This is a genomic window from Streptococcus mitis (assembly GCF_946190335.1).
GTDB lineage: Bacteria > Bacillota > Bacilli > Lactobacillales > Streptococcaceae > Streptococcus > Streptococcus mitis_CH.
On the sequence record NZ_CAMHZN010000001.1, the window covers coordinates 456772 to 478721 of the forward strand.

Here is a 21950-nt window from a genome sequence, read left to right on the forward strand (position 1 = left end):
CTTTCGGCTCTATTTTGAATTGTTAAATAGCCATTCTCTATCCACCATTCTTGAATAGAAAAATAAGATGTAGTCTCTATTTTAGACTAATTTTTTCAAATTTATTCGCTATCCAGCAAGAGTTCTTTTGGTTGTTTTCTAAGGAGATTGCTTGAAGCAAGCGCCATAACGAGAACCACTAGAACCAAGGCAAGGACAAAGACGATGATAAAGTCTGATGTCTGAATGGAAATATCTAGGCTCGACAAGGTCTTGCTAAAGCCATCTACTTCTGCACCACCACCAAGGTTGGAGGCTTGAGCAGCCTTGCTGGCTTGCTTGGCAACACCTGAAGTGACATTGGCAAGAACAGTATTTCCGATTGCACGCGCTGTGTAAGTAGCTAAGAAGTAAGCAGAAACAAGAGCAGGGATGGCAATCACGATGGATTCAGTGATGAATTGACCCAAGATACTTGCCTGCTTGAGACCAATAGAGAGGAGAATACCCACTTCCTTGCGACGGGCATTGATCCAAAGGCTGAGTAAGAGGGCAAGGAGAAGAACTGAGAAACTCAAGCTACCCCAGAAGAGGAGATTGGCCATCTTGTACATACCAGAAATGGATTGCTCAAGAGCTGGGTAGTTAGAGGAGCTCTTAACTAAAGTATAGCTCTTCCAGTTGATACCACTGATGCCATTCAACTCTTTCATAACATCATCCAAGTTCTTGTCCGCTGTTACAAAGAAGGTTGCGTCCCCATAAATAGCTGTGTCTTCTGTATAACCATATAGTTTAGCAGCTGTATGGATGTCTGTGATAGCTGTGTTCTCGTATAGTTCTTGTGAGTAGGTTACTGCCGACTTATTGTGACCATCAAAGAGTCCCTTGATTGTCACTTCGACTGTTTCCTTGGCTCCTTTTTCATTGTCTGCATCGTAGATATTGGAGTCTAGTTTGACCTTATCCCCGACTTTCCAGCCGTGTTTGGCTGCCAAGTCCTTGTGCAGGAGGATCTTGTCCTTGTCGTCGTTTGTTAAGTGCTCTCCTTCAACCAATTTATAAGAGCCCGAGACAAACTTGTCTTCTTTAGAGGAGTCATTGACACCTGTAATCATCAAGCTACTTCCAAAATGTTTAGCACGGTCAGGTGTTAGATTTTTCTTGGTATCTGGCGTTTCGATAAGTTCATATCCAGTCAAATCTCCGATAGCGTTGATACGTTTCACATAAGACTCGATGGCCTTGTTTTCAGTGATTTTTTTGATATCTTCACCCTTAATATTCCCAGCACCACGAGGCGTTCCTTGATTAACGCGACGATTGATTTGCATGGAGAAGCTATTGGTGATATTTTTAAAGGTCTCCTGAGAAGCCTTGGCAGTAGCTCCCTTAATCGACAAGCCGACCAAACTTAAGCTCGCCATGAGGAGAATAATCAGGAAGATGACAATCGATTTGAAAAACTTCCTTGTAACATAGGCAAATGCGTTGTGTAACATAGGTTCCCTTTCTAGATTTTGTTCTTTCTTATAATTCTAACAGAAAAGCTCATATTATTTCGTCGTATTGCGAGTTTCAGTCAGTTTCTTATCCTTCAATTCAAGTGTAATATCTGACGCCTGTGCCACTTCTTTACTGTGGGTGACGACGATGACACATTTACCTGTTTTCTGGGCAAGTGATTTGAGCAGTTCGACAATATCTCCAGCAGTTTTAGGGTCCAGATTTCCCGTTGGCTCATCCGCGAGAATAACTGGAGCTTCTGATACCAAACTGCGCGCAATGGCCACACGTTGCTGTTGACCACCTGATAACTGGAGAACATTCCGCTTGATCTGACTTTCATCCAAACCAAGCTCAAGCAGTGTATCCTTGCTTGCCTTTTTGTTGACCAAGCGGATATTTTCCAGTGGAGAAAGATAATCTATCAAGTTATAATTTTGAAAGACCAGGGAAATATGGTGCATGCGATGGTAAGAATAGCCCTTCTTACGAATATCCTCTCCTTGAAAAAGGATAGAACCTTCAACAGGACTATCTAGACCAGCAAGTAGGGACAAGAGTGTGGATTTTCCTGCTCCTGACTCACCAATAATACTGTAAAATTTCCCGGGTTCAAAATTATAATTGATCTGATATAGGACTGCTTCAGCAGTGTTCTTATAACGATAGGTAACATCTTGTAATTGTAATAAAGTCATGATTTCTCCTTCTTATACTCAATGAAAATCAAAGATTAAACTAGGAAGCTAGCCGCAGGTTGCTCAAAGCACAGCTTTGAGGTTGCAGATAAAGCTGACACGGTTTAAAGAGATTTTCGAAGAGTATTAACTAATAGATGATAAAATTTCCTTAGGCGATTTTCTAAATAAAAATAGGAAACAAAGGGCTACAGACAAGCAACTAAGCAGAACTAGAAAAACATAGGATTCTGCAAAAGATAAGATGCTGGTTGATAAACTGTTTGCTTTGGCTAGCGTGTCTTGTAGGGCTGCCTGATCTCCACTTGCTAGTAGAGTTTGGAGTAGATAGGATGTGATGGCATTTCCTGCAACAAATGCTGGAAGCAAAGCTCCAAGCGACACCAAAACTACCTCTAAACAGAATTGTAGGAAGATCGAGCTCTTGCCTTTCCCAAGTGCAAGTAAAATTCCCACTTCGTAGACCCTTTCTCTCAACCAGAGAGACAAAACAAGAATTAAGGCCCCTGCTCCTGCTATCAACATCCCATAAAGGAAGATGGTTAGGAAGGTTTGGAAGGTTGCAACTGAGTCTTTGATTTGTTCAAAGGCCTTGTTTTCCTTCTCAACTTGGTAGCCTTGATTTTCCAAGGCCAAGTTTTCCACCTGCTTCATGAGTCCGTCCATTTCCTTAGGATTTTCTACATAGAAGCGCGCTGCACTGACTTGAGCTTCACTATTTCCCAGAAGGGTCTGGCTACTTTCATAGTCTGTAAAGACCTGATTTTCACTGAAGTCAGAAGACAAACCTGTAAATTTCTCTTGTTTCTTACCAGCAAAAATGCCGACAATCTCAAACTCTACTATTTGCCCTTTACCAGATTCGGACTGACCAGCATCCAAGCCAATCTTGTCATGAAGAGAAAGACCGTTCTTCTTGGCCAACTCTTCGTGGATAAGGATTTTCTTGGAATCTCCTTTTTGGAGGTGTCGACCTTCTTTTAGGTTGAAAGCCGAGCTAGTAAAGGTCACATCTTTGGATGAATCCTCAAGAGCCGTTAAGCTAACCAAGTTCTTGTCCGCAGCTGACAAGTCATCACGTTCTACGCTCTGCTCACCAGTCACTACTTCCTTGTCTTTCAGTTTTGCGACCGTCTCAAGTTCAGGAGAGACATTTTCCAGCCCCTTAATCTTGCTCACGGATGATAAGTCCGACAACTTAAAAGTCTGTCCATTTTCTATCTTCTTAATAGAAAAAGATGTGTTGAGCGATTTGTAAAGATTGGTTTCCACTGTTTTGTTGGACTTCATCAGAGTCAAACAGGCTGAAATTCCAGCCAATAGGACCAATAAAATCAGAAATAAAATAAAACTTCTCAGTCGTTTTCTACTGACATAAGCCCAAGCTCTTTGGATTGGATTCATTTGTCACCTCCATATTTGTAAGACTATTATAAAATCCAAATATGAAATGTTTATGAAATCCAAAAAAAGAGCAAAAATTTTTTGCTCTACGTAAATTAGATAAAAAAAGAGCTAGCCTCAGCTAACTCTTATCCTATGCGGAGAGAGGGACTTGAACCCTCACGACCTAAAGCGGTCACAGGATCCTTAGTCCTGCGCGTCTGCCAATTCCGCCATCCCCGCGTCGATTACTTTACTAGTATATCAACTTTTGGGATGCTTGTCAACACTTTTTTTCAATTTTTTTCATTTCATCAACCAAATTACTCAGAAAGTTCATTTAGATTTTCATCTACTAACTTAGCTCCAAGTGTGTTTTTGAAATGACCTAGGGCAAATTGATGATTTTCAGGCCAGATGGAAGCAACGGCTGGTTTAACAATCTCGATGTCATACCCTAGATTATAGGCATCTATAGCTGTATGCAGGACACAGATATCCGTCAAGACTCCTGTTAAGATAACTGTTGAAATTCTACGCTCTCTCAAGCGGATATCCAGGTCAGTCCCTGAAAATGCTGAGTAATGGCGTTTATCCATCCAAAAGACACGACTGTCTGAACCATGCTCTTGATAAAAGGTTCCCAAATCTCCGTATAAATTACGCCCACTAGTCCCAATCAAATTATGAGGAGGAAATAATTTACTTTCTGGATGGAAACAATCGTTTTCTTCATGAGCATCGATGGTAAAGAAGATGTAATCTCCTCTTTCAAAAGCCAACCGAGTCACCTTGCCAATGGCATCTGAAATTGCCTGAGCTGGAGCACCTGCTGTCAATTTTCCACTATCAGCCACAAAATCTTCTGTATAATCAATCGAAATCAAAGCCTTAGTCATTAGTAATCTCTTTTCTTCACTTCTTCAAAAATATCTGAAATCAAGACCTTAAGGTAGGTTCCCTTCATTCCAAGTGAGCGACTTTCAATAATCCCAGCAGACTCAAGTTTACGAAGAGCATTAACGATCACAGAACGGGTAATACCGATACGGTCTGCAATCACTGACGCAGTCAACTGTCCCTCATTTCCGTTTAACTCCCCTAAAATTGCTGAAACAGCACGGAGTTCTGAATAAGAAAGGGTATTGACCGCCATGGTAACAGCAGTACGGCGACGGATATTTTTCTCATCCTCTTCACGTTGGAAGTTGAGAAGTTGAATCCCAACAACGGTACTGGCAATCTCAACAAGGATCAAGTCCTCATCTTCGAATTTCTTATCATTGCGCCAAATAATCAAAGAACCTAAACGAATCCCTGACACATGAATCGGTGCAATAGTCGTCAAGCCATCAGGAAAGTCGGCACGACTTTCCACAGGGAAAATACTTAAATCATGATCAACTGTCAGATTGGCTTCTGTATCGTAGATCATGTTCGCACCTTGAATGTAATCATCCGGGAAAATTTTAGTCTGGAAGAATTGCTCTACACGATCTGTATTGGTTTTGTAACGCATAAAATAGCCAAGGAGACGTCCCTTGCTATTAACGATACAGGCGTTACAGTCAATAATATCAGCCAATTGACGGGTAATCGCATTGTAGGGAAGTTCTTCCTGCAACTGCTCGTCTGAGCGCTTCAGGATAGAAGTAATTTTTCTAGTTTTTTCTAATAAATGTGCCATTTTTCACCTCGAATTTAATCGCTATCATTATAACATAAACAGCTTGAATTTTCAATTATTATCTGAAAATTGCTTATTTAATTGCAATTTGAAAAAACAAGAATATTTTTAATTAAATTGCTTCTTTTCTATTGACAAGCTCCCTATTTTTGTGTATTATAATATCACAAGAAGATAATATATCTATTTATTTATCTTTCTTTTCCATTCGGTCTCCTTATATAAAAAAGCGATTCATTTTGAACCGCTTTTTCTTATTTATCGCCCTTGTTACGAATAACAAATCCTGTTTGCTTTTCACTTGAAGTATTGCGTGGTTTTTTATTGTCTTTATTACGGTAACGTCTGTCTTTATCAAAACGATCATTGCCACGACTTCCTTTTTTGAAATCATCACGACGACCACCACGACGGTTGTCTCCACGGCGATTATCACGACGGTCATCTCCACGACGACCTCCCTTACCTTTACCACCGAAGCCATTACCTGATGGTTTAAACGGTAGTGGTTTTTCACGCGCAATCTCTACCTCAGGAAGGCTATCTGGATCTTGAACAGTCAGACTCAAGATATACATTGCCAATTCTTCTGGAGTAAATTCGGCAACCAACTTACGAGCATCCTTGCCAAATTTCTCAAAATTGCCACAGATAGTTTCATCTGCAAAATCACGTTCGATTTTCTTAAGAGCCACTTGTTTCTTAGCTTGGAAGGCTTCTTCTGCGCTTGCAGGTTTGAGACCTTTCATACGTTTCTTGGTCAAGTTTTCAATAATTTGAAGGTAGCCCATTTCGCTTGGAGCAACAAAGGTAATCGATTGACCTGACTTACCAGCACGACCTGTACGACCGATACGGTGAACATAACTTTCAGGATCTTGTGGAATATCGTAATTATAGACATGAGTTACACCTGAAATATCCAAACCACGCGCTGCAACGTCTGTCGCAACCAAAACATCAAGATTGCCATTTTTAAAATCACGAAGGACACGAAGACGTTTGTTTTGGTCTAGATCTCCATGAATTCCTTCTGCACGGAAGCCACGGATTTTCAAACCACGAGTCAATTCATCTACACGGCGTTTTGTACGACCAAATACGATAGCAAGCTCAGGCTGTTCCACATCCATAAGACGAGTCATAGTATCAAATTTTTCTTGCTCTTTAACTCGGATATAGTATTGGTCAACCAATTCTGTTGTTAATTCCTTAGCAGCAATCTTCACATGCTCAGGTTCTTTCATAAACTGAACACCGATACGTTTGATGGCATCTGGCATAGTTGCTGAGAAAAGTAAGGTTTGACGGCTTTCAGGGACACGGGAGATGATAGCTTCAATGTCTTCAAGGAAGCCCATGTTGAGCATTTCATCTGCTTCGTCAAGGATGAGCGTTTCAATGTCTTGTAATTTTAAGGCCTTGCGTTTAATCAAGTCCAAGAGGCGACCAGGTGTTCCCACCACGATATGGGCTCCAGATTTAAGAGCCTTAATTTGTTTTTCAATGCTTGATCCGCCATATACTGAGCGGACTTTGACTCCCTTGCTACGACCAAAACGGAAGAGTTCCTCTTGACTTTGGACAGCTAGTTCACGAGTTGGAGCGATGACCAAGGCTTGGATGGTCGCTTCTTCTGTACGGATTTTTTCAAGGGTTGGCAAGCCAAAGGCTGCGGTTTTTCCTGTACCAGTCTGAGCTTGACCGATAACATCCTTACCTTCAAGAGCCAAGGGAATAGTTTGTTCTTGGATCGGACTGGCTTCTACAAAACCAGCTTTTTCAATCTCTGCTAGCAAATCAGCAGACAAGTTTAATTCATTAAATTTCACGTTATTCTTCTTTCTAAAGGTGGTGCGAAGCCACCCTATAGGGCTTAGTTTATACTTTTCTTTTTATGACGTATTTTCATATACTGGATATAAAATCGTGTTGCTTCTTTTCCACAAAAGAAAAGTACTGTTTTCTTTGCAACCTATCTAGTATAACACAAGAACAGAGCAAAAGATAGCCCAATCTATCGATAAACTCATGTAAACGATTTTTCAGAGAAAATAAGGATGAAATTTCCACTATTTCATAAACTTTTTTAAAGCGTAGCAGAATTGTGCAAAAGTTTTTTTCTTGTGCTAGAATGAAAATCGAATAGGAGGAACTCTAAATGTTAACTTATGATTTAATCGTTATCGGATTTGGTAAAGCTGGTAAAACACTAGCAGGTAAATTGGCTTCAGCTGGTAAAAAAGTTGCCCTCGTTGAACGTAGCAAAGCTATGTACGGTGGAACTTGTATCAACATTGGTTGTATCCCAACTAAAACTTTGCTAGTTGCTGCTGAAAAAGACTTGTCTTTTGAAGAAGTCATTGCTACCAAAAACACTATCACTGGTCGCCTCAACGGTAAAAACTATGCGACTGTTGCTGGTACAGGCGTAGATATCTTTGATGCGGAAGCTCACTTCCTTTCAAATAAAGTCATCGAAATCCAAGCTGGTGATGAAAAGAAAGAACTGACTGCTGAAACAATCGTCATCAACACTGGTGCTGTTTCAAATGTCTTGCCAATTCCTGGACTTGCTACAAGCAAGAACGTCTTTGACTCAACAGGTATCCAAAACTTGGACAAATTGCCTCAAAACCTTGGAGTCCTTGGTGGTGGAAATATCGGTCTTGAATTTGCTGGTCTTTACAACAAACTTGGAAGCAAGGTCACAGTTCTAGATGCCTTGGATACTTTCCTTCCTCGTGCAGAACCTTCCATCGCAGCTCTTGCTAAACAATACATGGAAGAAGACGGCATTGAATTGCTTCAAAACATCCGTACTACTGAAATCAAAAACGACGGTGACCAAGTGCTTGTCGTAACTGAAAACGAAACTTACCGTTTCGACGCCCTTCTTTACGCAACTGGACGCAAACCAAACGTAGAACCACTTCAACTTGAAAATACAGATATTGAGCTAACTGAACGTGGTGCTATTAAAGTAGACAAACATTGTCAAACAAACGTTCCTGGTGTCTTTGCAGTTGGAGATGTCAACGGTGGCCTTCAATTTACTTACATTTCACTTGATGACTTCCGTGTTGTTTACAGCTACCTCGCTGGAGATGGCAGCTACACACTTGAAGACCGTCTCAATGTACCAAATACTATGTTCATCACACCTGCTCTTTCACAAGTTGGTTTGACTGAAAGCCAAGCAGCTGATTTGAAACTTCCATACGCTGTTAAGGAAATTCCTGTTGCAGCCATGCCTCGTGGTCACGTAAACGGAGACCTTCGTGGAGCTTTCAAAGCTGTTGTCAATACTGAAACAAAAGAAATTCTTGGAGCAAGCATCTTCTCAGAAGGTTCTCAAGAAATCATCAACATCATCACTGTTGCTATGGACAACAAGATTCCTTACACTTACTTCACAAAACAAATCTTCACTCACCCAACCTTGGCTGAGAACTTGAATGACTTGTTTGCGATTTAAGTTGAGATTTCTTCGTATCTCACAGCCCTCATCGGGCTGTTTTTGTTTCTGCGAAATCTCAAATCTGTCTTTTCCCTCTTTTGTGATATAATAGCCAAACTTTATTTAGCAGTCCTAATTATATATTGAGTTTCAGGTCACTCTTTCAAATATCAGCAATACATATGCCTTTGAATAACTCGCTTCAGCTCATCGTTTTATGGGTAATTTAAAAAGTATATTTTGCAATGATTGTTTCATGCCTAATTAGTAAATTATCCACTCTTTGCACGGGTCGTATGTGTATTTTCATCGTTTGTGAGAAGATTTTACCGTTTGCAAATTGATGGTTAAGTCGATATATTTTTTCTTCTTAAATATTTTCCAAATTATTTAATCTTCTTAAAGATAAGAATCACTTTCTAACCAATCAAAGGATACTTCAAATTTCTTCGTTCTTGATAATATGAGCAATACTCTGCAAAATGTTTAAACTTTATCATTGTAAAAAATATCGAAAGAAATCCCATATTACATTAGTATATATTTGGTATGGGATGAAATTGACTTTCGAAAATATTAACTATATAATGTCTGTAAACAAGAAATAATGAGGTAACGATATGAATAAAACAGAATTACTATTACAAAGACTAGATGATATTGGTCAGTCTCTAAAAGATTCTAGACAAGCACTAGCTTTGCTGGCACTTGGTTCTTGCGGAGCAGAAAGAGAACGATTGGATCAGTACTCCGATTTGGATTTCTTTGTTATTGTAAAAGATGGCTACAAGCAGGCCTATATCCAGGACCTAACCTGGTTAAGTAATCTAGAACCAATTGCATTTCACTACCAAAATACAGTGGACGGACATAAAGTTCTATTTGAAGATGATGTTTTTTGTGAATTTGCTATCTTTGAAGCTCACGAACTAGTAAACATTCCCTTCGCTGAAGGCAAAATTATCTGGAAGGAGGTCGGTTTTGATGGAACAATCTGCCAGCCACAAAGATTGCCATCAAAAGAAAATAGAGATCGTGAATGGCTGTTGGGAGAAATTTTATGCAACCTATATATAGGACTAGGTCGCTATCAACGAGGGGAAAAATTGGCTGCTTATGATTTCATCCAAAACAGATCTGTCAAGCTCTGGACTGAACTAATCAATTTGGAAAAAACTTCTAAATCTAATTTTATAGATATTTTTAACAGCAACAGACGATTTGAAAAAGGTTATCCAAATGAAGCCAAACAATTACCCTACTTTTTGCAAGGTTACGAACGAATTTCTGAATCTGCTCAGGCACTCCTAGAATATCTTGATAAACACTATCCTCTTAACGCATTTATAAAAGAAAAAATTCGTAATTTATTATAAAAGAGACTTTCCAAAAAATAATCTAAATCCCAAAAGTTAGGTATCTTTGTCAACTATAATGGATTAATGAAATTTTAAAGCCTGTAGAAGGTAATCGATGTCCTCTCCTTTCTTATGTTCAGAGCAAGAAAGATTTATTTCTTAAAGTTGCCAAAGTTATCAAATTCAAAGATATTATATTTGATTGGTTTAATCAGAACCTAAAAAGCACCTCTAAGGTTACTTCTTTAGTTGATCTTAGAGTTTACTTTAGTTATTGGACTGCCGGGCGCAGTATGATATAATAGAAACATGAAATTAAAAACTACTTTGGGCCTTCTTGCTGGGCGTTCTTCCCACTTCATTTTAAGCCGTCTTGGCCGTGGAAGTACGCTTCCAGGAAAACTTGCCCTTCAATTCGATAAAGATATTTTACAAAACCTAGCTAAGAACTACGAGATTGTCGTGGTGACTGGAACCAACGGAAAAACCTTGACAACTGCTCTCACTGTCGGCATTTTAAAAGAGGTTTATGGTCAAGTTCTGACCAACCCAAGCGGTGCCAACATGATTACAGGAATTGCGACAACCTTCTTAACAGCCAAATCTTCTAAAACTGGGAAAAATATTGCCGTCCTAGAAATCGACGAAGCCAGTCTATCTCGTATCTGTGACTACATCAAGCCAAGCTTATTTGTTATTACTAATATTTTCCGTGACCAGATGGACCGCTATGGTGAGATTTACACAACTTACAAGATGATTTTGGATGCCATTCGTAAGGTGCCTACTGCCACTGTTCTTCTTAATGGAGACAGTCCACTTTTCTACAAGCCAGCTATTCCAAATCCTGTACAGTATTTTGGTTTTGACTTGGAGAAAGGTCCAGCTCAGCTGGCTCACTATAATACCGAAGGAATCCTCTGCCCTGACTGCCAAGGCATCCTCAAATATGAGCACAATACTTATGCAAACTTGGGTGCCTATATCTGTGAAGGTTGTGGATGTAAACGTCCTGATCTCGACTATCGCTTGACAGAACTAGTTGAGTTAACCAACAATCGCTCTCGCTTTGTCATTGACGGCCAAGAATACGGCATCCAAATCGGTGGACTTTACAACATCTACAACGCCCTAGCTGCTGTGGCTATCGCCCGTTTCCTCGGCGCAGATTCCCAACTAATCAAGCAGGGATTTGATAAGAGTCGTGCTGTCTTTGGACGCCAGGAAACCTTCCATATCGGTGACAAGGAATGCACCCTCGTCTTGATTAAAAATCCAGTCGGTGCGACCCAAGCTATCGAGATGATTAAACTAGCTCCTTATCCATTTAGCCTATCTGTCCTCCTAAATGCCAACTATGCAGATGGAATTGACACCAGCTGGATCTGGGATGCTGATTTTGAACAAATCACTGACATGGACATTCCCGAAATCAACGCTGGCGGTGTTCGCCATTCTGAAATCGCACGTCGTCTACGAGTAACTGGCTATCCAGCTGATAAAATTACTGAAACAAGTAGTCTGGAGCAAGTTCTTAAGACCATTGAGAACCAAGACTGCAAGCATGCTTATATTCTAGCTACCTATACTGCTATGCTTGAATTCCGCGAACTGCTGGCTAGTCGTCAGATTGTTAGAAAGGAGATGAACTAATGGTTTATACTTCACTTTCCTCAAAAGCTGGCAATTACCCCTATCAGCTCAACATTGCCCACCTCTACGGAAATCTCATGAATACCTATGGGGACAATGGAAACATCCTCATGCTCAAGTATGTGGCTGAAAAACTGGGAGCCCATGTGACGGTTGACATCGTTTCTCTCCATGATAACTTTGATGAAAATCACTACGACATTGCCTTTTTCGGTGGTGGTCAAGACTTTGAACAGAGTATCATTGCAGACGACCTACCTGCTAAAAAAGAGAGCATTGACAACTACATCCAAAACGACGGTGTGGTTCTGGCTATCTGTGGTGGTTTCCAACTATTGGGCCAATATTATGTTGAAGCTTCAGGGAGACGCATCGAAGGACTAGGGGTCATGGGCCACTACACCCTCAATCAGACCAATAACCGTTTTATCGGGGACATCAAGATTCACAATGAAGATTTCGATGAAACCTACTATGGTTTTGAAAATCATCAGGGCCGTACCTTCCTCTCAGATGATCAAAAACCGCTGGGACAGGTTGTCTATGGAAATGGAAATAACGAAGAAAAAGTCGGCGAAGGTGTTCATTATAAGAATGTCTTTGGTTCCTACTTCCACGGGCCTATCCTCTCTCGTAATGCCAATCTAGCTTATCGCCTAGTCACTACTGCCCTCAAGAAGAAATATGGTCAGGACATTCAACTCCCTGCTTATGAGGACATTCTCAGCCAAGAAATCGCTGAAGAATACAGTGATGTCAAAAGCAAGGCTGACTTTTCTTAAACAAAGGAAAATGATATCAAAGAACTCCGTTATCTTGTCGGAGTTCTTTTTGTCTGTTCTTTTACCCTTCTCCCTTGCATTTTCTCTCATTTTTTGCCAAAATAGAGGGGTAGAAAGAAGGTAGCATATGTCTAAATTACAACAAATCGTAACATATCTTGAATCAGAAAAACTAGACGTCGCTGTCGTATCTGACCCCGTCACAATCAATTACCTCACTGGCTTTTACAGTGATCCCCATGAACGCCAAATGTTCCTTTTTGTCCTAGCGGATCAGGAACCCCTCCTTTTTGTCCCAGCCCTTGAAGTGGAGCGTGCGAGCAGCACTGTTTCCTTCCCAGTTGTGGGCTATGTGGACTCTGAAAATCCATGGCAAAAAATGAAACATGCTCTTCCACAACTTGACTTCAAACGTGTCGCTGTTGAGTTTGACAATCTCATCTTGACCAAATATCATGGCTTGAAAACAGTTTTTGAAACTGCTGAGTTTAACAACCTCACACCTCGTATCCAACGCATGCGCCTCATCAAATCTGCTGACGAAGTGCAAAAAATGATGGTTGCAGGTCTCTATGCGGACAAGGCTGTTAAGGTTGGCTTTGATAATATTTCTCTTGATAAGACAGAGACAGATATCATCGCCCAAATTGACTTTGCTATGAAGCGTGAAGGTTATGAAATGAGCTTTGATACCATGGTCTTGACTGGTGATAATGCTGCAAATCCACACGGTATTCCAGCAGCTAACAAGGTTGAAAATGATGCTCTTCTCCTCTTTGACCTTGGTGTTCTAGTCAACGGCTATGCGTCAGATATGACTCGTACAGTCGCAGTCGGCAAACCTGACCAATTCAAGAAAGACATTTATAACTTGACTCTTGAAGCCCAACAAGCTGCTCTTGACTTTATCAAGCCAGGAGTGACTGCCCATGAAGTGGATCGCGCTGCTCGTGAGGTCATCGAAAAAGCTGGTTACGGCGAGTACTTCAACCACCGTCTCGGTCACGGTATCGGTATGGATGTCCATGAATTCCCATCTATCATGGAAGGAAACGACATGGTCATCGAAGAAGGCATGTGCTTCTCTGTTGAACCAGGTATCTATATCCCTGGTAAAGTCGGTGTTCGTATTGAAGACTGCGGTGTTGTTACCAAGGATGGCTTTGACCTCTTTACAAGCACCAGCAAAGACTTGCTTTATTTTGATTAATATTCTTCGAAAATCTTCCCACAATAAAACGCATAGTATCAAGGTTTCAAGACCTGATACTATGCGTTTTTCTTATTTGAAAGACTTTTGACTCAGCCTCTTTACTTAATCTTCTTAATACTTTGACTAAGGATAAATCCTACAATCATCCCTACCATATTTTGCATGAAATTCGGTAGAATTTCTGGTAGGGCTGCAGCCCAGCCATTCATCAAAGTAGAACCCAAGGCGTAACCCCCTACCATGGCAATCGTTGCTAAGATAAGGCCTAACCACTGAGTTTTTCCTTTAAATCCTGCTAAAAATCCCTGCAAGCCATGGTTGACCAAGCTAAAGAACATCCACTGAGGATAGCCTGATAAGAGGTCAATCAAGAAACCTGCTAGTCCTCCTACTACAGCCCCTTCACGACTACCAAAGTAGAAGGCCGTAAAGAAGACACCCGCATCTAAAAGAGTTAGAATGCCTGTCGGTGTTGGAATTTTTAAGAAATAACCTAGAACCACAGAGAGGGCGGTTAATAGGGATACAAGGGCGATTTTAGTTGTTTTGGTTTGCTTCATATTGTCTTACTCCATACTGATCTGCTTGTACAATGGCACGGTAAACGAAAGCCTTAGAGCTTTCTACTGCTGGTAAAAGTTCATCACCTTTGACTAGGTGACTGGCAATGCTAGAGGCAAAGGTACAACCTGCACCAGCATTTTGCCCTTGAATGACAGGATTTTCTAGGACTGTAAATTTTTGTCCATCATAAAAGACATCCATAGCCTTGTCCTGACTAAGGCGATTGCCTCCCTTGATAATGACTGCTGGCGCGCCTAAGTCATGCAATTTCTGAGCTGCTGTTTTCATGTCTTCCAAGGTTTTAATTTCCTGACCTGCCAATAATTCTGCTTCAGGAAGATTAGGCGTAATCACACTGACATGAGGGAAAAAGCGAATCAACTCTTGGCAGAGTTCACTAACTGCTACGTCGTGCGCTTCCTTGCAGACCAAGACAGGATCCAGAACCACAGGCACTCCTGGGCGTTGCTTGATAAAGTCCAATGCCTTCTCAGCCACACTGACAGTAGGGAGAAGACCAATCTTAATTCCCCCAAACTCCACATCACGCAAGCTATCTAATTCATGTTGAAAAATGGTATCGTCAGTTGGAAAGACTTCAAAGCCCTTTTCCGTCAAGGCTGTCAAACAGGTCACTGCTACAAAGCCATGCAAGCCGTTCAAGGTATAGGTAGCCAAATCCGCGGACAAACCACCACCACTAAAAATATCATTTCCAGAAAGTGCTAAAATACGATTATTCTTCATAACGAATCTCCTTTAAATATAAACCATTTGGTGCTGCAGTGGGACCTGCAAGCTGCCTGTCCTTTTTCTCCAAGATGAGGTCAATCTGCTCTACTGGCATGCGGTTATTGCCGATTTTGAGCAGTGTCCCCACCATATTGCGAATCTGCTTATACAAGAAACCATTTCCTGAAAAGGTAAAGGTCAAAAACTGGCCTGTCTCATCAACCCTAAGACTAGCTTCTGTAATAGTACGAACCTTGTCCTCTACGCTGGTCCCAGATGCTGTAAAGCCAGTGAAATCATGGGTTCCTTCTAATTTCTTAACAGCCTCCTTCATTCGCTCCACATCAAGCGGATAAGGAAAGTGAGTGGCATAGTGACGGCGCATAGGATTTTTAGGACGGCCTCTATCCACGATAAACTCATAGGTCTTGCTATGCTTAGCATAACGGCAATGAAAATCATCCGCCACAAGCTCAATCGAGATCACATCAATATCTTCAGGGGACTGAGTGTCTAGAGCAAAACGGAGCTTCTCCTCATCCATCTGATAAGGTAGGTCAAAATGAATAACCTGTCCCAGAGCATGAACCCCACTATCTGTCCTACCAGCACCGTGAACAGTAATGGCTTGCCCTTTATTTAACCTGGTCAAGGTTTTTTCAATTTCTTCCTGAACGCTACGCGCATGAGGCTGGCGCTGAAAACCAGCAAAGGCGTAACCATCATAGGAAATAGTTGCTTTATATCTTGTCATAACTTCTATTTTATCAAGAAAATAATCTATAAACAAGGGTCTAAAACAAATATTGTCTGGGTATAAAAATCCCGAAAGAAAAACTTAGGAAATGAATCCTAAGCTCTCTTTTGAAGTAAGTACATGACAAAGATAGAGGTTACAATCAACCACCCTCCTAAGATACTAAAGACCAACATGCCATTGTGAGTTAGTAAGCCAATTGCACCTAGAACAAATGGGGTCGTAAAGGCTCCGAAACTACAGCCTAATACAGCAAATGAAGTTGCTTGATTGAGGAGTTTAGCTGGAATTCGTTCAGAGACAAGTTGAAAGACCGTCGTCAAGGCTACACTGTAGGCAAAACCAGCCAGAATACTCCCTGCCACTACCACCCACAAGGATGGAGACAAGGCAATCACAATTTGCCCTAAGCCAAAGGTAATACCTGACCAGAGGAGCAATTTCTCTTTAAAGATAGAAATCAAGAAAGAAAAACTCACACCAGCCACAATCCCGATTAACTGCATGACACTAAGAACAAAACTAGATAACTGGGCATCTCCAAGTCCTCTTTCCACCATCAAACTTGGAATACGGATGGTAATAGCTGTATTGGTACAAACTACAACTGCCGCTTCAATAGCTAAGATAAAAATCAAGCCCTTCATTTCCCGAGTTAAGCGACTTGCTTCCTTCGTTTTTTTCTTGACTTCTTTCTTTTCTTTTCCATAAGGTACAAAGAGCAGATAAAGGATCAGAACTAAAAATCCAGCACTATAAGCTAAGAAAGTAGCTGTCCAACCAAAGGCCAACAATTGGCCGACTGCCAAGGTAATGAGAGAAGCCCCAACGACCTCTGCAGAACCGCGTAGCCCTAACATCTGAATTCTCGTTTTTCCTTGATAGCGTTCACTGATAATAGAAATGGCCTTGGCATTGATCATCCCAACACCTAAACCAAAAAGAATCCGTGTTCCAAAGACAAAAGGATAAGCTTGGTACCAAAAGGGAGCAGTTCCACTTAGTGATAAAATCAGCAATCCCAAACTGATCTGTAAGCGCTCAGGAAATATTTTTTCTAAGAAACCATTTAGTAGTAACATAATCATGATCCCAAAAGATGGCAAGCTCGCTAAGAGCTCAATTTGTTCCTTAGGATAACCTTGATAATAGTCAAACATGGCTGGCAGGGCACTCGAGATGGAAAAGGAGGTAATCAAAACGAGGGAGAGAGCCAAAATACTGGCCCGTTCTAAAAATTGTTTCATGAAATCTCTTTCTATATTTCTCTTAATCTTCTACTTCTTTGATAGTTATCAAACAAGTAAGAAAAGAAGAAGCCTCTTTAGTGTATAGACTCCTTCTTAAACTCGAAAATGAATCCCTTGTGTCTTAGGATGATTTTCTCTTGATTTGCTTAATAAAGTAGAAGATAAATCCTGCTACCATATAGGCAACAAAGATAATCAGACACCACTTGAACACGGCATCCCACCCCTTGTTCACATTCAAAAAGAAGTAAGGGAAGGGACTGACCTTAGAATTAGGAATGTCTAGTTTCAGTACCAAGCCATTAAAAAGAGCAAAAATCATATAAAGCAAGGGTAAAATCGTCCACACAATTGGATCCCAAATCTTGTATTGACCCTGTTTGTCAAAAAAGAGGGTATCTGCTAAAAACCAGAGGGGAACGATATAGTGGCAAAGAAAATTTTCTAGGGTATAGAAATTAGTCGCAATAGGCGCTAATAGGAAATGGTAAATCACACAGGTAATCATGATACTCATAGTGACCCCACCTTTTAAGCGCAAGAGACTTGGCCTTTGCCAGTTTTCACCTAAACGGCTCATAACCTTTAGGAGATAGAGCGTAAAAATCGCGACTAAGAGGTTGGACAGAACCGTATAATAGAGCAGCATCCCAAATCCACCATGCTTGGCGATTTCAAGATAAACTCCCGTAAAAGCCGCTAGAAACAAGAAGATACGGCTATAAAATACAAGTTTATAGTGTTTTGACATGCTTAAATTTTCTTCACAAACTCTGATTTGAGTTTCATGGCACCAAAACCATCAATTTTACAGTCGATATTGTGGTCGCCTTCTACGATGCGGATATTCTTCACGCGCGTCCCTTGTTTCAAATCTTTTGGCGCACCTTTTACTTTCAAGTCCTTGATGAGGGTTACAGTATCACCGTCAGCCAATTTATTTCCGTTGGCATCGATAGCAACAAGGCCCTCTTCTACATCTGCAACTTCAGCAGGATTCCACTCATGAGCACACTCTGGGCAAACCAGTAGGGCACCGTCTTCGTAGACATACTCTGAGTTACATTTTGGGCAATTTGGTAAGTTGTTCATGGTTTCTCCTTATCATCATTCACTATTCTTTGAAAATCAAAATTTCTCGAACAGCAACTATTATACCCTAAAATCAGCATTTTGACAAATTTAGAAAAAACCGATATCAATCTATCGGCTTCTCTACATTTACATTCTTTTTTCAGCTTCTGCTTTGATTTTTTCAACTACTTCTTGAATGTTCAAGCCAGTTGTATCAAGGTAGACAGCGTCCTCTGCTTGTTTGAGAGGCGAAGTCTCACGATGGCTATCCTTGTAGTCACGCGCAGCAATTTCCTCTTTTAGGGTTTCAAGGTCTGTTTCAATTCCCTTGGCAATATTTTCCTTGTAACGGCGCTCTGCTCTTTCATCTACCGAAGCTACTAGGAAAATTTTCAATTCTGCTTGTGGCAATACAACCGTTCCAATATCGCGACCGTCCATGACAATCCCACCTTGCTGGGCAATCTCTTGTTGGAGAGAAACTAGTTTCTCACGTACTTCAGGAATTGCTGCAATAGCTGAAACATGATTGGTCACTTCATTTTCACGAATAGGATGGGTAATATCCACATCTCCTACAAAGACAAGTTGTTCTCCAGTTTCTGAGCGCCCAAAACTGATTGGATGCTGGTCCAATAAGTATAAGAGTTCTTCAACTTGTTCAACTCCTAATTGGTTCCTGAGAGCCATGTAGGTCGCTGCACGATACATAGCACCTGTATCTAGGTAGGTGTAACCAAAATCCTTGGCAATAATCTTTGCGACTGTACTCTTACCACTTGAAGCAGGACCGTCAATAGCAATTTGAATTGTTTTCATATCAACTCCTATTTGATTTTGACAACATCACCTGGATTAGCAAACCAAGATCCTGTAGCCATATGGCCAGGATTCAAAGCCTCTAACTGAGCAATAGAGATTCCTGCACGAGCGGCAATGGCTGCTTCTCCTTCTCCAGCCAAGACTTTTGTAGTTCCTTCTGGATCATTTGGATGTTCTGAGCTACTAGATGACTCTTCTACCTTCTCCTCTGAACTAGAAGATGCCTGCTCTGAGCTACTAGAAGATGAAATCTGTACTACACTTGCATCAGAATCGTGAAAATCTTTCAAGGCTGCTGTGCGATTACTCCCACCCGATGAAAGATAGATCAGAACAATAATCATCACGACTACAATCACAAAGAAAATACTTGCTAAGATAGTTAAGATACGGTTAGCAACGACTCCTCCACCTTGTTCTCTCTTACGACGTTGTGTTCTTGTTTCCTCTTGATTTTCATAAATATCTTCTTGCCACGGTTCTTTTGCCATACCTTACTCCTTGTTTTTTTTTACTTTTCTTATTACAATATAAATATGAAAATCACACTTATACCTGAACGATGTATCGCCTGTGGGCTTTGCCAAACTTATTCTGATTTATTTGATTACCACGATAATGGAATCGTGCGTTTTTACGATGACCCTGACCAACTGGAAAAAGAAATTTCTCCTAGTCAGGATGTCTTAGAGGCTGTTAAAAATTGCCCAACTCGCGCCCTGATTGGAAACCAGGAAGCCTAAATCAATGGCGATAATCCACTCCCTCTAGTTTAGCACATTTCCACGTAAAATTATAGTCTTTTCACTTTATTTTTTTCTGTAAAATCAGGAAGATCACTTTTTTCTTTGATAAGATAAAGTGGTCTTTTTTTAGTCTCTAGATAAATCTTACTGATATACTTGCCGAGAATCCCAATGGTCAAGAGTTGAATGCCCCCAAGAAAGAGAATGACTGCCATCAGAGAGGTCCAACCTGATGTCGGATTGCCCAAAATGAGGGTCCGAACCACAACAAAAAAGGTCATTAGTAGAGAAATAAAACAAGATAGGAGACCTGCCACAAAGGCTATAATCAAGGGAAAATCTGAAAAATTGACAATTCCTTCAATGGAGTAGAAAAAGAGTTGCCTAAAGCTCCAACTGGTCTTGCCAGCCTGTCTTTCAACATTTGGATAGTCCAGATAGTGGGTTTTAAAGCCGACCCAGGCAAAGAGTCCCTTTGAAAAACGATTGGACTCGGTCAAGCTTAAAATAGCATCCACTACGGATCTTCTCATCATGCGAAAATCACGGACACCTGAGGGCAAGGCTACTGGGCTAATTTTTTGCATAAGGAGGTAAAAGATATCAGCACAGAAACTACGAAAGAAGGGTTCTCCCTCCCGACTGGTTCTCCGTGTCCCAACACAGTCCAAGTCTGCATTCTGGTCTAGTAAGGCTTTCATCTCAAGCAACATACTAGGAGGATCCTGGAGGTCTGCATCCATTACCACCACCAGATCTCCTGTCGCATATTGTAAGCCTGCATACAGAGCTGCTTCTTTGCCAAAATTTCGTGAGAAAGAAATATAATGAACTGCCGGATTTTGCTCCCGATAGGCCTTTAAGAGTTCCAAAGTCCCATCACTTGATCCATCGTCTACAAAGACATACTCAATTTCTGTTTCCAAATCTGGAAGTAAAGCTTCCAAAGCCTGATAAAAAAGAGGAAGTACTTCCTCTTCGTTTAAACAGGGGACAATGATTGACATCACCATCTTAGTCTTCAAATCCATTTGGATGCTTGCTTTGCCAACGCCATGCGTCTTCACACATTTGGGTGATGCCTAATTCTGCTTCCCAGCCGAGTTCTGCTTTGGCTTTTGCAGGATCTGAATAGCAGGCTGCGATATCCCCTGGGCGACGGTCTACGATACGGTAAGGAATTGGACGTCCCACCGCTTTTTCCATGTTTTGGATAATTTCAAGAACTGAGTAGCCTTTACCTGTTCCAAGGTTATAAACGTTCAGGCCTGAACCTTTTTGGATTTTTTTCAGAGCTGCAACATGACCTTTAGCCAAGTCGACAACGTGGATATAATCACGAACACCAGTTCCGTCTTCCGTATCGTAATCGTCTCCAAACACTTGCACTTGCTCTAATTTTCCAACGGCTACTTGAGTCACATATGGCAAGAGATTGTTTGGAATACCGTTTGGATTTTCTCCCAAATCTCCGCTCTCATGAGCTCCGATTGGGTTGAAATAACGAAGTAAGACCACATTCCATTCTGAGTCCGCCTTATAGATATCGGTCAAAATTTCCTCTAGCATAAGCTTAGTACGGCCGTATGGATTGGTCACTGAAAGTGGGAAATCTTCCAAGATTGGCACTGTATGAGGATCTCCGTAAACTGTCGCAGAAGAACTGAAAATAATGTTTTTACAGTTGTTTTCTTCCATGACCTTCAAAAGACTAACAGTTCCAGCGATATTGTTGTCATAGTAGGCAAGAGGAATACGGGTAGATTCACCAACAGCCTTCAAACCAGCAAAGTGAATGACCCCTGTTGGTTCTTCTTGCTTGAAAATATCTCTGAGGGTATCGGTGTCACGGATATCTGCCTCATAGAAAGGCACTTCAACTCCTGCGATTCTTTCAACAACTTCTAAACTTTTTCTGTTACTATTCACAAGGTTATCCACCACAACAACTTGATGACCTGCTTGGATTAACTCAATAACTGTGTGGGTTCCGATAAAACCTGCTCCACCCGTTACCAAAATCTTTTCTTGCATCTTTTTTCCTCGATTCTCGGATTATTTTTTCTTATTTTACCATTTTTGATAGGGAATGTCATTTGCCATCCTAGAGGGTAGGATAAAATTTCAGTAAAATGCTTATACTCTTTGAAAATCTCTTCAAACCACGTCAACGTCGCCTTGCCGTGGGTATGATTACTGACTTCGTCAGTTCGATCCACAACCTCAAAACAGTGTTTTGAGTAGCCTGCGGCTAGTTTCCTAGTTTGTTCTTTGATTTTCATTGAG

Annotated in this window: 23 protein-coding genes and 1 tRNA gene; 6 read left to right on the plus strand and 18 right to left on the minus strand. The window is 41.0% G+C overall.

Annotated elements, in window-relative coordinates:
- Positions 1–101 precede the first annotated feature (101 nt).
- The 7 genes from vex3 to cshA form a co-directional block, all read right to left on the minus strand.
- Complete coding sequence (gene vex3, locus N8O43_RS02380; RefSeq protein ID WP_024057460.1) at positions 102–1481, minus strand: ABC transporter permease subunit Vex3; 1380 nt, start codon at positions 1479–1481, stop codon at positions 102–104.
- A gap of 54 nt (positions 1482–1535) precedes the next feature.
- Positions 1536–2183 (minus strand): ABC transporter ATP-binding subunit Vex2, encoded by a 648-nt coding sequence (vex2, locus tag N8O43_RS02385; RefSeq protein ID WP_000173751.1) that lies wholly within the window; start codon positions 2181–2183, stop codon positions 1536–1538.
- 126 nt (positions 2184–2309) lie between these two features.
- A complete protein-coding gene (locus N8O43_RS02390; protein ID WP_254753930.1) occupies positions 2310–3587 on the minus strand; it encodes an ABC transporter permease in 1278 nt (425 codons plus the stop codon).
- 136 nt (positions 3588–3723) lie between these two features.
- Positions 3724–3809, minus strand: a tRNA-Leu gene (locus tag N8O43_RS02395).
- Positions 3810–3889: 80 nt separating this feature from the next.
- Positions 3890–4465, minus strand: coding sequence for a cysteine hydrolase family protein (locus tag N8O43_RS02400; protein WP_004255720.1), 576 nt, complete (start codon positions 4463–4465; stop codon positions 3890–3892).
- Complete coding sequence (codY, locus tag N8O43_RS02405; protein ID WP_000940721.1) at positions 4465–5253, minus strand: GTP-sensing pleiotropic transcriptional regulator CodY; 789 nt, start codon at positions 5251–5253, stop codon at positions 4465–4467. The genes N8O43_RS02400 and codY overlap by 1 nt, the downstream gene beginning before the upstream one ends.
- Before the next feature lie 254 nt (positions 5254–5507).
- Positions 5508–7085, minus strand: a complete 1578-nt coding sequence (gene cshA, locus N8O43_RS02410) for a degradosome RNA helicase CshA (protein ID WP_261089301.1) — start codon at positions 7083–7085, stop codon at positions 5508–5510.
- A gap of 329 nt (positions 7086–7414) precedes the next feature.
- Between cshA and N8O43_RS02415 the strand changes: the two genes are divergently transcribed.
- The 5 genes from N8O43_RS02415 (at position 7415) to N8O43_RS02435 (ending at position 13716) form a co-directional block, all read left to right on the plus strand.
- Entirely contained in the window at positions 7415–8731 is a 1317-nt protein-coding gene (locus N8O43_RS02415) for an FAD-containing oxidoreductase (RefSeq protein ID WP_247933428.1), read from the plus strand.
- A 602-nt stretch (positions 8732–9333) separates the two neighbouring features.
- Positions 9334–10089, plus strand: coding sequence for a hypothetical protein (locus N8O43_RS02420; RefSeq protein WP_033686809.1), 756 nt, complete (start codon positions 9334–9336; stop codon positions 10087–10089).
- Positions 10090–10380: 291 nt separating this feature from the next.
- Positions 10381–11724: a lipid II isoglutaminyl synthase subunit MurT gene (murT, locus tag N8O43_RS02425; RefSeq protein ID WP_049486847.1), complete on the plus strand. Its 1344-nt coding sequence runs from the start codon at positions 10381–10383 to the stop codon at positions 11722–11724.
- Positions 11724–12506, plus strand: coding sequence for a lipid II isoglutaminyl synthase subunit GatD (gatD, locus tag N8O43_RS02430; protein WP_049499586.1), 783 nt, complete (start codon positions 11724–11726; stop codon positions 12504–12506). Before murT ends, gatD begins: the two co-directional genes overlap by 1 nt.
- Before the next feature lie 127 nt (positions 12507–12633).
- Positions 12634–13716 carry a M24 family metallopeptidase gene (locus tag N8O43_RS02435; protein ID WP_070526954.1) on the plus strand — a complete coding sequence of 361 codons (1083 nt, stop codon included), beginning with the start codon at positions 12634–12636 and terminating at the stop codon, positions 13714–13716.
- A gap of 101 nt (positions 13717–13817) precedes the next feature.
- Here the strand turns inward: N8O43_RS02435 and N8O43_RS02440 are convergent, their stop codons facing one another.
- The 8 genes from N8O43_RS02440 to N8O43_RS02475 all read right to left on the minus strand — a co-directional run bounded on the left by N8O43_RS02440 (position 13818) and on the right by N8O43_RS02475 (position 19409).
- Positions 13818–14279, minus strand: coding sequence for an ECF transporter S component (locus N8O43_RS02440; RefSeq protein ID WP_261089303.1), 462 nt, complete (start codon positions 14277–14279; stop codon positions 13818–13820).
- Complete coding sequence (locus tag N8O43_RS02445) at positions 14257–15030, minus strand: bifunctional hydroxymethylpyrimidine kinase/phosphomethylpyrimidine kinase (RefSeq protein WP_024057471.1); 774 nt, start codon at positions 15028–15030, stop codon at positions 14257–14259. The genes N8O43_RS02440 and N8O43_RS02445 overlap by 23 nt, the downstream gene beginning before the upstream one ends.
- Entirely contained in the window at positions 15020–15769 is a 750-nt protein-coding gene (gene truA, locus N8O43_RS02450) for a tRNA pseudouridine(38-40) synthase TruA (protein WP_261049777.1), read from the minus strand. Before truA ends, N8O43_RS02445 begins: the two co-directional genes overlap by 11 nt.
- Before the next feature lie 98 nt (positions 15770–15867).
- Positions 15868–17019: an MFS transporter gene (locus tag N8O43_RS02455; RefSeq protein WP_261089305.1), complete on the minus strand. Its 1152-nt coding sequence runs from the start codon at positions 17017–17019 to the stop codon at positions 15868–15870.
- 124 nt (positions 17020–17143) lie between these two features.
- A complete protein-coding gene (locus tag N8O43_RS02460; RefSeq protein WP_261089307.1) occupies positions 17144–17773 on the minus strand; it encodes a Pr6Pr family membrane protein in 630 nt (209 codons plus the stop codon).
- 2 nt (positions 17774–17775) lie between these two features.
- Positions 17776–18114 (minus strand): zinc ribbon domain-containing protein YjdM, encoded by a 339-nt coding sequence (locus N8O43_RS02465; protein WP_001061584.1) that lies wholly within the window; start codon positions 18112–18114, stop codon positions 17776–17778.
- A 129-nt stretch (positions 18115–18243) separates the two neighbouring features.
- On the minus strand, positions 18244–18915 hold the full coding sequence (gene cmk / locus N8O43_RS02470; protein ID WP_153210423.1) for a (d)CMP kinase: 672 nt from the start codon (positions 18913–18915) through the stop codon (positions 18244–18246).
- Between the two features lie 8 nt (positions 18916–18923).
- A complete protein-coding gene (locus N8O43_RS02475; RefSeq protein WP_261017039.1) occupies positions 18924–19409 on the minus strand; it encodes an SAG1386/EF1546 family surface-associated protein in 486 nt (161 codons plus the stop codon).
- A gap of 45 nt (positions 19410–19454) precedes the next feature.
- Here N8O43_RS02475 and N8O43_RS02480 point away from each other — a divergent pair, with 45 nt between their 5' ends.
- Positions 19455–19661 carry a ferredoxin gene (locus N8O43_RS02480; RefSeq protein ID WP_000705155.1) on the plus strand — a complete coding sequence of 69 codons (207 nt, stop codon included), beginning with the start codon at positions 19455–19457 and terminating at the stop codon, positions 19659–19661.
- Between the two features lie 50 nt (positions 19662–19711).
- Here N8O43_RS02480 and N8O43_RS02485 read toward each other — a convergent pair whose 3' ends face one another.
- From N8O43_RS02485 to N8O43_RS02495, 3 genes are read right to left on the minus strand one after another with little or no spacing between them, the layout of a single operon-like run.
- Entirely contained in the window at positions 19712–20677 is a 966-nt protein-coding gene (locus N8O43_RS02485) for a glycosyltransferase family 2 protein (RefSeq protein WP_314726004.1), read from the minus strand.
- Between the two features lies 1 nt (position 20678).
- A complete protein-coding gene (gene galE, locus N8O43_RS02490; protein ID WP_247930638.1) occupies positions 20679–21698 on the minus strand; it encodes a UDP-glucose 4-epimerase GalE in 1020 nt (339 codons plus the stop codon).
- On the minus strand, positions 21677–21946 hold the full coding sequence (locus N8O43_RS02495; protein ID WP_261089310.1) for a hypothetical protein: 270 nt from the start codon (positions 21944–21946) through the stop codon (positions 21677–21679). Before N8O43_RS02495 ends, galE begins: the two co-directional genes overlap by 22 nt.
- Positions 21947–21950: the final 4 nt, after the last annotated feature.